This is a genomic window from Gemmiger formicilis, assembly GCF_024462815.1.
Classification (GTDB): Bacteria; Bacillota; Clostridia; order Oscillospirales; family Ruminococcaceae; genus Gemmiger.
This window is the reverse complement of record NZ_JANGCG010000005.1, coordinates 1-13,973: the sequence shown is the minus strand read 5'-3', so window position 1 is coordinate 13,973 and position 13,973 is coordinate 1. Positions and strand designations below refer to the sequence as shown.

The 13,973-nt window shown below is 62.4% G+C and carries 10 protein-coding genes; 9 read left to right on the top strand and 1 reads right to left on the bottom strand.

Annotated elements, in window-relative coordinates:
• Nucleotides 1-5: 5 nt before the first annotated feature.
• The 8 genes from NE623_RS05835 to NE623_RS05800 all read left to right on the top strand — a co-directional run bounded on the left by NE623_RS05835 (nt 6) and on the right by NE623_RS05800 (nt 12,170).
• Entirely contained in the window at nt 6-1,940 is a 1,935-nt protein-coding gene (locus NE623_RS05835) for a M23 family metallopeptidase (RefSeq protein WP_256271986.1), read from the top strand.
• 184 nt (nt 1,941-2,124) lie between these two features.
• Nucleotides 2,125-2,925, top strand: a complete 801-nt coding sequence (locus tag NE623_RS05830) for an NAD(P)-dependent oxidoreductase (RefSeq protein ID WP_256271987.1) — start codon at nt 2,125-2,127, stop codon at nt 2,923-2,925.
• Nucleotides 2,922-3,503 carry a dipicolinate synthase subunit B gene (locus NE623_RS05825; RefSeq protein WP_256271988.1) on the top strand — a complete coding sequence of 194 codons (582 nt, stop codon included), beginning with the start codon at nt 2,922-2,924 and terminating at the stop codon, nt 3,501-3,503. The genes NE623_RS05830 and NE623_RS05825 overlap by 4 nt, the downstream gene beginning before the upstream one ends.
• A gap of 214 nt (nt 3,504-3,717) precedes the next feature.
• A complete protein-coding gene (locus NE623_RS05820) occupies nt 3,718-4,995 on the top strand; it encodes a UDP-N-acetylglucosamine 1-carboxyvinyltransferase (protein ID WP_256271989.1) in 1,278 nt (425 codons plus the stop codon).
• Between the two features lie 248 nt (nt 4,996-5,243).
• Complete coding sequence (ftsZ, locus tag NE623_RS05815) at nt 5,244-6,485, top strand: cell division protein FtsZ (RefSeq protein ID WP_256271990.1); 1,242 nt, start codon at nt 5,244-5,246, stop codon at nt 6,483-6,485.
• A 30-nt stretch (nt 6,486-6,515) separates the two neighbouring features.
• Nucleotides 6,516-7,487 (top strand): DivIVA domain-containing protein, encoded by a 972-nt coding sequence (locus NE623_RS05810; RefSeq protein ID WP_256271991.1) that lies wholly within the window; start codon nt 6,516-6,518, stop codon nt 7,485-7,487.
• 425 nt (nt 7,488-7,912) lie between these two features.
• Nucleotides 7,913-10,843 (top strand): acyl-CoA dehydratase activase, encoded by a 2,931-nt coding sequence (locus NE623_RS05805; protein WP_256271992.1) that lies wholly within the window; start codon nt 7,913-7,915, stop codon nt 10,841-10,843.
• A 7-nt stretch (nt 10,844-10,850) separates the two neighbouring features.
• Nucleotides 10,851-12,170, top strand: a complete 1,320-nt coding sequence (locus NE623_RS05800; RefSeq protein ID WP_256271993.1) for a 2-hydroxyacyl-CoA dehydratase — start codon at nt 10,851-10,853, stop codon at nt 12,168-12,170.
• Nucleotides 12,171-12,362: 192 nt separating this feature from the next.
• On the opposite strand, the gene NE623_RS05795 is transcribed toward NE623_RS05800, so the two are convergent.
• Nucleotides 12,363-13,025, bottom strand: a complete 663-nt coding sequence (locus tag NE623_RS05795) for a Crp/Fnr family transcriptional regulator (protein WP_256271994.1) — start codon at nt 13,023-13,025, stop codon at nt 12,363-12,365.
• 86 nt (nt 13,026-13,111) lie between these two features.
• On the opposite strand from NE623_RS05795, the gene NE623_RS05790 reads away from it, so the two are divergent.
• Nucleotides 13,112-13,834, top strand: a complete 723-nt coding sequence (locus NE623_RS05790) for an ATP-binding protein (protein ID WP_256271995.1) — start codon at nt 13,112-13,114, stop codon at nt 13,832-13,834.
• Nucleotides 13,835-13,973 lie beyond the last annotated feature (139 nt).

Sequence of the window (13,973 nt, the reverse complement as noted above, 5' to 3'; positions counted from 1 at the left end):
AACGTATGGAACAAGACAAGAACAAAGCCCCGGTGGATTGGGAGGAGAAGCCCAAGGCCAAGCGCGGCACGTGCAGAAAGTCCGCCGCCAAAAAGAAGGCGGAGAAGCCCGCGGCGGACACCGATGCACCGGCGAAGGAGAGCCCGGAAGCACCCGCCCCCGAAGCACCGGAGCCTGCGCAGACTGATACAACCAACGCCCCTGCGGCAGAGACCGCCGAGCCCGCCCAGGCCAAGGCCGATGACACGGACAAGACGCCCGATACAGCCACTGCCGAGGCCGATGACACAGACAAGACGCCCGATACAGCCACTGCCGAGGCCGAAGGCGCAGACCAAATGCCTGACGCAGCGCCCGCCGACACCGCCGATACCGCCGCCGAGGCGTCCGACCCGGCGGCGCTGGACAAGTGCGCGTTCAACGAGAGCCCCGACAAGGACACCCCCGAGCAGCGGGAACGCACGGCGAGCATTTCCCGCACGGCACAGCTGTCCATTGCGCAGATTATGGCCGGGCTGGAGGATAATCCCCAGCCTGTCCCCGCGCTGCCCGCCGACGCCGATACCGATAGCCTTCCCGCCGATACCGGGGACACGGACGATGCCGAGGACGAGCCGGAGGATACCATTTCCCAGAAGCTGAGGCGCGGTGCGTTCGGCATGGCCAAGTGGCTGCTGCTGGTTGTGCTGTTCATCCTGATTATCGCGGGCGGCGGCGTGGCATGGCTCTACCGCAGCGCCACGCCCGATATGCTGCCCGAAATCAAGGTCACCTTTGACGGCACCGAGCTTGCCCCCACCGCCTACCGCTGGCATGTGCCGGTGGTCGGCAAACTGTTCCGGCGTACCTACGCCGAAACGCTCAGCCCAGCCCCCCTTGAGTTGGACGAGCCCGTCTCCGGAGCGTCGCCGGATTTGCTTGTCACGCCCAGCTCCGGCTACACGGCGGAGCTGACCGTTACCGATGCCGACAAAGAGGAGGTCTACAGCGGCAGCGCCACCGGCTTCCGCAGCTTCCGCTTCAGCGCAAATGGCAGCTATGATGCCAAGCTCGTGGTCACAGCGCAGGAGGGCGCAGACAACACCAGCATCACCGGCAGTGAAACCTGGCAGTTCCGCTTCACGGTCAGCCTGCAGCCCACCATCCAGCTCGTCACCGATTCGGTGCAGCAGGGCAGTGTTGCCGCCATCCGTGTGGGCCCCACGCTGGGCAGTGATGCCCCCACCCTCAAGACCACGCTGGAAAACGCCGGCTTTGTCAAGGCGGCCAACGGCTGGATTTGCTATCTGCCCATTCCGTGGAACGAGGAGACTGGCGGCAAGACCGTGACCGTCACCGCAGACGGCTACAGCAAGGATTTGACCCTGACCGTGCGTGCGGCCACCTACGATTATAAGGATTACGGCAGCAAATCCCAGATGGTCTCGCCCTACATCGGCAAGGAGGACGCCCCCGCGGCTGTCAAGAAGCTGCTGAGCACCTCCGAGCTGGATATTCAGTGGAGCGTGGGCGGCTTTGTGCAGCCCTTCCTGGGCAGCTTTTCCACGCCGCTGACCTACGGTATGACCGAGTACGCGGGCCGTTCCTACAGCGAGCGCAGCACCAACTACGGCTATGGCGGGCGCACCGCCACCAACGTGGTCATCCAGCCCAAAAAGCGCAATGATTCAATGATTGTGCCCGCCAGCGGCAAGGTGCTTCTGGCAGAGGACCTGGGCGGCGTCTACGGCTGCACGGTGGTCATTGACCACGGCGCGGGCCTGAAAAGCATCTTCTATGGCCTGACCAATCTGGAGGTCAAAGCGGGCGAGAAGGTCAAGCAGGGCCAACTGCTGGGCGTCTGCGGCAAAACCGTTGTGGCAGAGCTCCGTCTGGGCATGGTGCCCATCGACCCGCTGGCCGTCTGGCGCGGCCAGTGCGACGCACTGAAAATTTATTGATAAAGCACTGCCCGGTAGGCCCGCAGGCTTCCCGCGGGCTGTATTTTCCGGGCAGCGCGGGCGGGCAATGCCCGCCCCTGCCTATACCAGCAAGGCACCCACCTGTGAAAGCAGGCGGGTGCCTTTTTCACACCCTGCCGCGCCCCGGCATACTATGGCTCAAAACCAAACGAGGTGAGCGCTTATGCCGGGAACATTCTGTGTGGTGGGGCACGATGCCCGCCAGCTGGCGGCGGCGCGGGTGCTGCGCCGGGCAGGCTACGGCGTGACAGCCGCCGACAATGCCGCCGCAGCCGATTACATCCTGCTGCCCATGTCACAGGGGCGCGTCAGCGACGAGGTGGCCCGCACTTTGCAGGGGGCAGGGCAGGGGACACTGATTCTGGCGGGCCGCCCGGGTATGCCGGTGCGCCGCGCCGCGCAGGAGGCCGGGCTGCCGCTGATTGACTACTTTCTGCGCCCGGAGCTGGAATGTCTGAACGCCGTGCCCACCGCCGAGGGATGCCTGGAGCTGTTGCTGCGCCTGCGTGAGCGCACCATCTGGGAAAGCGGCTTTCTGGTGCTGGGCTATGGCCGGGTGGGCCGCGCCGTGGCCCGGCGGCTGGCGCTGCTGGGCGGCCATGTGACGGTGGCTGCGCGCAGTGCCGAGCAGCGTGCCAATGCCCGCTGCTCCGGCTGCCGTGCCGCACCCCTTACGGCCCTGCCCGCCCTGCTGCCGGGGTTTGACGCCGTCATCAACACGATACCCGCTCCGGTGCTGCCCCGGGCGCTGCTGCAAAAGCTGCCGCGTGGGGCGGTCATCATAGATTTGGCCAGCCTGCCCGGCGGCACAGACTTTGCCGCGGCGGAGGCCCTCGGCCTGCACGCCGAGCACGCACTGGCCCTGCCGGGCCGCTGTGCACCCCAGACCGCCGGTGCACTGATTGCCCAGACCGTGCTTGCCATTCTGGAGGAGCGCGGTGACGAGGAAAGGAGCACCCCATGAGCACCCAGTCAAAGCGCACAGCCGCCTTTGCGCTGTGCGGCAGCTTTTGCAGCTTTTCCGCCGTACTGCCCCAGATGCGGGCGCTGGTTGACCGCGGGTGGGAGCTGCTGCCCATTGTAAGCATCAGCGCCGCCACGCAGGATACCCGCTTCGGCACGGCGGCGGCCCTGCGCCAGACCCTGTATGAAACGACCGGCCACACACCGCTTACCACCCTGCAGGCCGTGGAGCCGCTTGGCCCCCAGCGCCTGGCCGAGGCGCTCATCATCGCCCCGGCCACCGGCACCACCATAGCCATGCTGGCCGCGGGCATCAGTGCAACGCCGGTAACGTTGGCCGCCAAAAGCCTGCTGCGCGGCGGGCGGCCTGTCATTGTTGCGCCCTCTACCAACGATGGCCTTTCCGGCAGCGCCCCGGCACTGGGCCAGCTTTTGCAGCGGCGGAACTACTATTTTGTGCCCTTCGGGCAGGATGACAGCTACAAAAAGCCCTGCAGCCTGAAAAGTGATTTCACCCTTCTGCCCGACACGCTGGAGGCCGCTCTGCGCGGCGTGCAGATACAGCCGCTGCTGCTGTAATACCGGGCGGGGCAGTCGGCATATATGTTGAAGGGAAGTCCCCAAAGCCTTCCCCCTGGGGGAAAAGTAGCCCCGCAGGGCCGGATGAGGGGGAAACCTTCCGGCAGCTGCCGTTTATGGGACACAGCCGGGCCGGGCGTGCCCGGCCCCTACGGCGTTGTGGTTTATATGGTTGTGTGACCGTTCTCTGTCACCCAGTTAGGAGGCCCCGCCCATGCAGACGATTACCATTACCGGCCGCCACCCGCTGCACGGTTGCATACGCCCGGCAGCGGCAAAAAACAGCACCCTTCCGCTGCTGGCGGCCACCTTGCTGTGCGGCGCGCCCTGCCGTCTGCGTGATGCACCCCGGCTGGCCGATGTGGACACGAGCCTTGCACTGCTGCAGGCGGTGGGGGCAAATGCACGGCGCTGCGGAGCCGACCTCTGCACCCGGCCCGCCGAAAATCTCTGCGGCGAAATCCCGGAGCATCTGGCCGGGGCGATGCGTAGCTCGGTGTTTTATCTGGCACCACTGCTCTGCCGCACCGGTCTGGTGCGCCTGCCGCTGCCGGGCGGCTGCCGTCTGGGCCCGCGGCCGGTGGACATTCACCTTGCCGGACTGGCCACGATGGGAGCCGAGGTTGAGCTGGAGGGCATGGCCGTAACGCTGCGCCGCCGCGCCCCGCTGCGCGGTGTGGATTTCACCCTGCGCCTGCCCAGCGTCGGGGCCACAATGACCCTCGTCATGGCGGCGTGCTGTGCCCAGGGGCAGACCGTGCTGCGCGGGGCAGCGCGGGAGCCGGAGGTCTGCGACTTAGTGCGCTTCCTGCGCGCCTGCGGGGCCCGCATTTCCGGCGAGGGCACGCCCCTTCTGGTGATAGACGGCGGACGTCCGCTTGGCGGCGCGGTGCACCGGCCTCTGCCGGACCGCATTGCCGCCGCCACCTACGCCGCCGCCTTGGCCGCGGCAGGTGGCGAGCTGGAGATTGCCGGCTGTGACCCCGCCCTGTATGACGCCTTTCTGCAGTTTCTGGCCCACACCGGCGTGCAGACGGTGCGCACGGCGGACGGTGTGCGGCTGGCGCGGGATTGCGCTATGCCGCTGCGGGGCGGGGTACAGCTGCACGCCGATGCGTGGCCCGCCTTTGCCACCGACACCGCGCCGCTGGCCGCCGCCGTGCTGCTGACGGCAGAAGGGGAGAGCACAATTTACGACAGCCTGTTTGCCAACCGCTTTGCCTGTGCGGCGGGCTTTGTCGCCATGGGTGCAGCCTGCACGGCAAAGGGGCGTCGGCTGACATTGACAGGCCCTTGCGCCCTGCACGGCGCGGACGTGACCGCCCCCGACCTGCGGGGCGGTGCGGCGCTGGCTGTAGCCGCCCTCGCCGCGGAAGGCCAGACACGCCTGCGTGACCCGGGGCATATCCGCCGCGGATACGAGAATTTGGCCGGGGCCCTGTGCGGGCTGGGTGCACACTGCCGCTGTGAGACCGGGGCGGCGGGCCTCTGATTTTTCACACTTTTATGCAAAATCTGTAGTATTGCACCAAAAAATTATACAATTTTGCGGTTTGTGTTGGCAAAAGGCCGAACCAAACCGCAATTTTTTATGAATTTGTTTATTAGGTATTGAAATTGCAAGCAAAATTTGATATTCTAATAATCAGTTATATGTAAAAAATCGCGGATTAGTGTGCCCCTTTGCCGGGTGCACGCAGGTATCCGGTTTCACAACTTCACTTTTAGGGGGATACACTCATGGCATTCGTTCTCGACGAAGAAATGCAAAATGTAACCAATATCAAGGTCATCGGCGTAGGTGGCGGCGGCGGTAACGCTGTCAACCGCATGGTCGAGTCCGGTCTGTCCGGGGTCGAGTTCGTTGCGATGAACACCGACCAGCAGGCCCTGCTCAACTCCAAGGCCACCCAGAAGGTTCAGTTGGGTGCCAAGCTGACCAAGGGCCGCGGCGCCGGCGCTGACCCGGAAATCGGTCAGCGTGCTGCCGAGGAGAGCAAGGACGAGATTACCAACGCCCTGAAGGGTGCGCAGATGGTCTTTATCACCGCCGGTATGGGCGGCGGCACCGGCACGGGCGCTGCCCCTGTCGTGGCCGAAACTGCCCATGACCTGGGCATCCTGACCGTCGGCATCGTCACCAAGCCCTTCGCCTTTGAGGGCAAGCGCAAGATGGCACAGGCCGAGCAGGGCATTGCCTCCCTGATGATGCACGTTGACTCCCTGATTGTCATTCCCAACGAGCGTCTGAAGCTCATCAGCCAGGAGAAAATCACCCTGATGAACGCCTTCGAGGCCGCCGACAACGTTCTGCGTCAGGGCGTCGAGAGCATCTCCAGCCTGATCAACATTCCTGCCTTCATCAACCTTGACTTTGCTGATGTGCGCTCCATCATGAAGGACGCCGGCTTTGCCCACATGGGCGTTGGCGTTGCCAAGGGTGCCGGCAAGGCCGAGAACGCCGCCAAGGCTGCCATTTCCAGCCCGCTGCTGGAGACCAGCATTGCCGGTGCACGCGGCGTTATCATCAACATCACCTCCAGCCCCGACATTGGTCTGGAGGATGTCGAGACCGCTGCCAGCATGATTACCCAGAGCGCCCATCCCGATGCCAACATCATCTGGGGTACTGCGTTCGATGAGCGCCTGAGCGACGAGATGAGCATCACCGTTGTTGCCACCGGCTTCGAGAGCACGCCCGAGGTGGACGAGCCCATTCAGGCCCACGTGGACGCCAAGCGCGCCGCAGCTGCTTCTGCCCAGCCTGCCGCACAGCCCGCTGCTCAGCCGGTCGCACAGCCTGCACAGCCCGCTGCCGCCCAGCCGCAGATTAACCCTGTTATGCCCAACCCCATCTTCACCCAGAGCTTCAGCACTGGCATGGACACCCCTGTGTCCACCCAGCCCGCTGCCCCGGCCGAGGAAGAGGATGACGGCGATTACTTTGATGACCTGCTCAGCATCCTGAACAAGCGTTCTTGATGATTTTTTTGCGAGAGGATGTAAAAAGCCATGCCGTCTGAACCCATGAACATTCAGGAACAGGGCTTCCGTTCCAGCTTGTTCGGCTTTGATAAAAATGACGTGCTGGCTTACATGAACGCCTTGGCCAACGAGGCCCAGCAGCACGAACTGGAATACCAGCGCGAGCTGCAGGAGCTGCAGTCCAAACTGGACGAGCTGCGCAGTGAGCGCGGCAGCTATGACAGCCGCATGGATGCCCTGCGTGCCGAGCTTGCCGCCGCCACCCAGCGCGCCGATGCCGCCGAGACCAAGCAGCGCGAGAGTGACGAGCAGTTGGAGACGATCAAGAAAAAGACCGCCTCCTTCCAGTCAACCCAGCGCGAGAGCCAGAAGAATGCCAATATCTGGCAGCTGAAGTGCCACGATTTGCAGCAGCAGGTGGACGAGCTGCAGAAGCAGCTTACCGCCGCACGCGCCCTGAACACCGCCGCAGCCCCGGCCCCCACCTCTGATGTGGTGCGGGAGGCCAAGCTGGAGGCCGGTAAGATTTTGGCCGATGCGCGTACCTACGCGCAGAGTGCCGAGCGCGAGCTGAAGCAACAGGCCGATGCCCAGAAGAGCCGTATGGCCGAGAACGCCCGCAATATTGCTTCGGGCGTGATGCTGGTGCGGGAGCGTCTGGCCCGCGTGGATGAACGCCTGAGCGCCGCCACGCTGGATTTGGACGGCCTGACGCAGGCCATCTATCAGGCGCTGGACCAGACCGAGGCCGAGCTGAAGGAGCTGGGCACTGATATGCGCAGCTTTGCGCAGGGCACGCCGGAGACGGATATTCCCGTCAATCCGCCGCGCCCCGCCGCCCCGGAAAAGCCCGCCGAGCGCCTGCGCGTAAAGGCGAAAGCCCAGCCGGTGCACCACACCGCACAGCCTGCCCCGGCCCATCGTCTGCGCAACAACCGCCGCCCGGTATCCCAGCTTTTGCAGGATCAGATTGACCGTTTGGGCTCGGACGAAGCGTGATTTTACATTTTACCACTCGGTTTATGCCGGGTGGTTTTGTTTGCCGCCGTCCGTTTGTTCACAAACCCTTCTCAATTTGTTGAATTTTCCTTCACGACTTTGTCACAAATGCAGGGTATACTATAGGTGTTCTCGGGGGAGGGAGCAGGGACCCGAACCCATGAACAGGACTCCTAAGTTTTTCATCCATACTCCTCTTTTCTTTTGACAGGAAGGCGGTGCAGGTGTTTGCCTGCACCGCCTTCCTGTTTTCCGCTTTTCGCCCTTTTAGAACATATTTCCGGATTTGACTGCGTTTTTTCCCTGCTACACTCTTGCCGAACGCTGCCGAAGCCTGTATAATATAAGCTGATATTGTGTCGCCTTGGGGCAGACCCGGTGCACGGTATCCCGCAATCACGCATACCCGCAGGAGGCAAAATCCTATGAGAGTTGGTCTGGACATTGGTTCCACCACCATTAAATGTGTTGTGCTGAACGATGCCGGAGAAATTGTTTTTTCTACCTATGAGCGTCATTTCAGCCATATTTTAGAGAAGGGCAGGGCACTTTTGGAAAAGGTTGCCGCCGAATATCTGCCCGATGGCCGCGCTTACTTAGCCATTTCCGGCTCTGCCGGTATGGGTCTGGCAGACAGCTGCAAGGTTCCCTTTGTGCAGGAGGTCTTTGCCACCCGCGTAGCGGCCAACCGTCTGACCCCCGGCACAGACTGCATCATTGAGCTGGGCGGCGAGGACGCCAAGATTCTGTTCCTGACAAACGGCACAGAGGTCCGTATGAACGGCAGCTGTGCCGGCGGCACCGGTGCCTTCATCGACCAGATGGCTACCCTGCTGAAGATGGGTGCCGATGAGATGGACAAGGCCGCACAAGGCGCATCCCGCACCTACACCATCGCCAGCCGCTGCGGCGTCTTTGCCAAGAGCGACATCCAGCCCCTGATTAACCAGGGTGCGCAGGCGGGGGACATCGCGGCCTCCATCTATCAGGCCGTGGTCAACCAGACCATCGCCGGTCTGGCACAGGGCCGCCCCATTCAGGGCAACATCCTGTATCTCGGCGGGCCGCTGACCTTCTCTAAGACGCTGCGCCAGAGCTTTGACCGCACGCTGGGCGTCACCGGCACCCTGCCGGAAAACAGCCTGCTCTTTGTCGCCATGGGCGCGGCGTTCTACGCCGATGAGGAATCCGACCTACGCGAGGTCGCCAAGCGTCTGGATGCCTACAGCGCCACCGCCACCTACGTCAGCCTGCCGCCGCTGTTTGCCGACAAGCAGGCGTATGAGGAGTTCCACGCCCGCCATATGAAGGCCACCGTGCCCTGCCTGCCCTTTGGGGCCGACTGCGGGCCGGTGCACATCGGCATTGATTCCGGCTCCACCACCATCAAGCTGGTGGTCATTGACAACAACGCAAACATCCTGTTTGAGAGCTACCGCCCCAATCTGGGCAACCCCATCCCGCTGGTCAAGGAGACGCTGCTCGGTCTGTACAAGGACCATCCCGGCCTGCAGATTGCCAGCGTGACCACCACCGGCTACGGCGAGGAGCTCGTCAAGAACGCCTTCCACTGTGACCGCGGTCTGGTCGAGACGGTGGCTCACTTTACCGCCGCCAAGCATTTCCTGCCCGATGTGGACTTCATCATCGACATCGGCGGTCAGGATATGAAGTGCTTCAAGATTGAGGATGGTGCCATCAGCAACATCTTCCTGAACGAGGCCTGCTCCTCCGGCTGCGGCAGCTTTTTGCAGACCTTTGCGCAGGCGCTGGGCTACGACGTCAAGGAGTTTGCCGCGCTGGGCCTGTTTGCCGACAAGCCCGTCGATTTGGGCAGCCGTTGCACCGTCTTTATGAATTCGTCCGTCAAGCAGGCGCAGAAGGACGGCGCTTCCATTGAAAATATCAGCGCCGGTCTGTCGATTTCCGTTGTCAAGAACGCGCTGTACAAGGTCATCCGCGCCTCCAGCCCCGAGGAGCTGGGCCGCAACATCGTGGTGCAGGGCGGCACCTTCTACAATGAGGCCGTTCTCCGCGCCTTTGAGAAGGAGATGGGCGTCAACGTCATCCGCCCCGACATTGCGGGCCTGATGGGCGCTTACGGCGCGGCCCTGTACGGCAAAGCCCACGCGGGTGCAGATGCCCGCAGCACCGTCCTGACCGAGGCCGAGCTCGAAGCCTTCGACCAGAAGGTCAACACCGTGCAGTGTCAGGGCTGCGGCAACCACTGCCAGCTGACCATCAACGTCTTTGCCGACGGCAAGCGCTTTATCTCCGGCAACCGCTGCGATAAGCCCGTGACCGGCAAGGCCAACAATGAGGATCTCGACCTCTACGCCTACAAGCTCAAGCTGCTGGAGGAGTACCGCAACGCCCCCGCGCCCGCCAACGCCCGCGCCCGCATCGGTATTCCGCTGTGCCTGAATATGTACGAGCTGCTGCCCTTCTGGCACACGCTCTTCACCAAGCTGGGCTTTGCCGTGGTGGTCAGCCCCTTCTCCAACCGCAAGCTGTACCAGAGTGGTCAGGCCACCATCCCCAGCGATACGGCCTGCTTCCCGGCCAAGCTGAGCCACGGCCATATCCACTGGCTGTGTGAGCAGGGCGTGGACGCCATTTTCTACCCCTGCATGAGCTACAATCTGGACGAGCATCTGGGCGACAACCACTATAACTGCCCGGTTGTGGCCTATTACCCAGAGGTGCTGGAGGGCAACTGCCCCGAGCTGAACAGCACAAAGTTCATCTATGACTACTTCAATCTGGAACGCCGCAAGGACTTCTACAAAAAGTTCCGGCAGGCACTGGAAAAATATTTTCCCGGCCTTGACAAGAAGGCTGTGCATGAGGCGATTGACGCGGCCTACGCCGAGTACGCCCGCCATATGCAGCAGCTGCACGATAAAGGCACCGAGATTATCGCCGCCGCCCGTAAGGAAGGCCGCCACATCGTGGTGCTGGCAGGCCGCCCCTACCACGTTGACCCCGAGGTCAACCACGGCATCAACCAGCTTATCATCCGGCAGGGCGCTGCCGTTGTCAGCGAGGACTCTGTCAGCTGGCATGAGCAGAAGTTCCCCACCTCGGTGCTGAACCAGTGGACCTACCACAGCCGCCTGTACGCCGCCGCAAAATACTGCACCGAGAACCCCGATATGGACCTGGTGCAGCTGGTGTCCTTCGGCTGCGGTCTGGACGCCGTCACCACCGATGAAACCCGCGAGATTCTGCAGGCGGGCGGCAAACTGTACACCCAGCTGAAGATTGACGAGATTACCAATCTGGGCGCGGTGAACATCCGTCTGCGCAGCCTGTTTGCGGCGCTGGAAGAACGCAAGGAAGATCACAAAAATTGAGGCACTTATGGAATATATGACTCCCAACTTTACCAAGGATATGGTAAAGACCCATAAAATCCTGATTCCGAATATGGCCGTGACCCAGTTCCGGCTGATGCAGGCCGCGCTGGCCAGCGAGGGCTACCAGACCGAGGTGCTGGGCAACTGCGGCAGTGAGGTGGCACAGCTGGGCCTGAAGTATGTCCACAACGATACCTGCTACCCGGCGCTGCTGGTTATCGGGCAGTTTCTGGATGCACTGAACAGCGGCAAGTACGATTTGGAGCACACCGCGCTGCTGATTACCCAGACCGGCGGCGGTTGCCGCGCGTCCAACTACATCAAGCTGCTGCGCAAGGCGCTGGTCAAGGCAGGCTACGGAAACATTCCCGTTGCATCGCTGAATTTCTCCGGTCTGGAGAAGGGCAGCGGCCTGCCCCTGACCGTGCCGCTGCTGCGCAAGGTGATTGCGTCCATCTTCTACGGCGATATGCTGGTGGCCCTGCGCAGCCAGACCCACGCCTATGAGAACCACAAGGGCGACGCCGATGCCATGACCGAAAAGTGGATTGCCACGATTCAGGGCTGGATCCGGGACGACAAGAACTACTCCGCTCATGATATGAAGAAGCGGTTCTATGACATTGCCGCCGACTACGCGACGATTCCCATCACCCGCGTGCCGAAGGTCAAGGTCGGCGTGGTGGGCGAGATTTACGTCAAGTATTCGCCGTTGGGCAACAATGATCTGGAAAAGTTTCTGGAAAGCCAGGACTGCGAGGTCAACCTACCCGGCCTGATGGGCTTTGTGAACTACTGCGTGGCCAACTACAAGCTGGACATCGACCTGTACGGCGGCAACAAGCTGATTGCAGGCGGCGCGGACGCCTTCCTGAGCTGGCTGGACGGCATTGGCTGCGCCAGCTATGACGCCATGCGCAAGTACGGCTTCTACGCGCCCGGCTCCTTCCGTGAGCTGATGAAAAAGCCCGAGGGCATTATCTCTCTGGGCGCGAAGATGGGCGAGGGTTGGCTGCTGACGGCCGAGATGATTGAGCTGGTTGAGGGCGGCTACAGCAACATTGTCTGTGCACAGCCCTTCGGCTGCCTGCCCAACCACATTGTGGGCAAGGGTATGATCAACAAGATCCGCGCCCTGCATCCCGATGCGAACATCACGCCGGTGGACTACGACCCCAGCGCCACCCGCGTCAACCAGGAAAACCGCATCAAGCTGATGCTGGCCGTTGCCCGCGAGAAGCTGGACAACCCCACCGCCCCCAAGCCGCTGACCGCAGAGGAGCTGGCAGGCGGTGCCCCGCAGGTGGAGACAACGGTGCAGTAATGGGCTGTGGCCTTTCCCATGGGCGGGCTATGCCGTGGGATTGGCCCTCATCCGTCAGCGGTCGGGGCCGCTGGCAGCTTCCCCCGCGGGGGAAGCCATTCCTGCCCACACATAAAAATGCCTCACCCTTCACCGGGTAACCCCCACAAAATCAAAAGAGGAAGTCAACCCTGCCGTTGGCTTCCTCTTTTTTTATAGTTCTTCAATCTGCTTCAGCTCAACCTCGCGCTTGTCGATGACCAGCAGCCCCTCCTTCTGCATCTGGCTCAGGGCGTTGCTCAGTGCGCTGCGGTCCACACCCAGATGGTCCGCCAGCTGCTGGCGGTCAAAGGACAAGGTGAACCGTGCAGAGCCGCTGCGCCGCGCCAGCACCGAAAAATACGCCGTGACCCGCCCGCGTATCGTTTTGGGGGCCGTGTAGAGGCTGCGCTGAGCCAGATTCAGATTCTTGCGGGCCGCAATGCGCAGCAGATTCTGCGTCATCTTCCAGCGCCACGGCTCACAACCGCACTGCAAGAGCTGTTCGGTTTCCAGAAACAGCGCCTCGCCGCCTTCGGCCGCCACGGCGCTGACCAGCAGCGGCTCCTCCGGCAGGCAGGCGTAGGTCTCGGCAAACAAATCGCCGGGGCCTGCCTGCCCCAGCAGGGTCTTGCTGCCCCAGACATCCAGATGCTCCATATGCACGCAGCCTGCCAGCACCACGCCCAGCGCGGGCGCACACTGCCCGGCCTCCAGCAGGATTTCTCCCTTTGCAAAGGCTTTGCGGCGCATCCGCAGGGCGGTAATGGCCGTCTCGGCTTCAGCTTCGGTCAGGCCGCGGAACAGCGGCACATCGGGCAGCTGACAGAGTTCCATATTTATGCACCTCACACGTTGTTTCTACAACAGAGTTCTTTCTGCCATTGTAGTAAAATAACGGCAGAAAGTCAAGGAGGCTGACCATGAAACGACAAATCATTCACATTGACCAGGAAAAATGCAACGGCTGCGGGGCCTGCGCCGCCGCCTGCCATGAGGGTGCCATTGCCATGATCGACGGCAAGGCCACCCTGATGCGGGACGATTACTGCGACGGCATGGGCGACTGCCTGCCCCACTGCCCGACCGGGGCCATCACGTTTGAGCAGCGCGAGGCCGCGCCCTATGATGAAGCCGCCGTGCTGGCCGCCAAGCAGCAGAAGGCTGCCCACGCCTGCCCCGGCAGTGCCCCCAGAACATTGCACGTCTGCCCGGGCAGCATGGCCAAGGCCCTGCACCCGGACGCACCGGCAGGGGAGAGCACCGCCCCCACCATGGCCCCCAGCCAGCTGCGCCAGTGGCCGGTGCAGATTAAGCTGGTGCCCATCAACGCGCCCTACTTTGACGGTGCGCGGCTTCTGATTGCCGCCGACTGCACGGCCTACGCCTACGCGGCGTTCCATGAGCGCTTTATCCGCGGACACATCACGCTGGTGGGCTGCCCCAAGCTGGACGATGTAGACTACAGCGAGAAGCTGACCGCCATCATCCGCAACAATGACATCCGGGAGGTTACCGTTGTGCGGATGGAGGTACCCTGCTGCGGCGGGCTGGAAAACGCCGCCAAGCGCGCCCTGCAGGCGTCCGGCAAGTTTATTCCGTGGCAGGTGGTGACCATTTCCACCGACGGAAAAATTCTGGATTGATTTTTTCAAGTTTTTTGCAAAAAGGGCTTGCAATCCGCTTTTCAATCTGCTATACTAATATGCGTCGCTAAGAGGCGGCGCAACTATGCGCGGTTAGCTCAGCTGGTAGAGCATCTGCTTGACGTGCAGGAGGTCACAG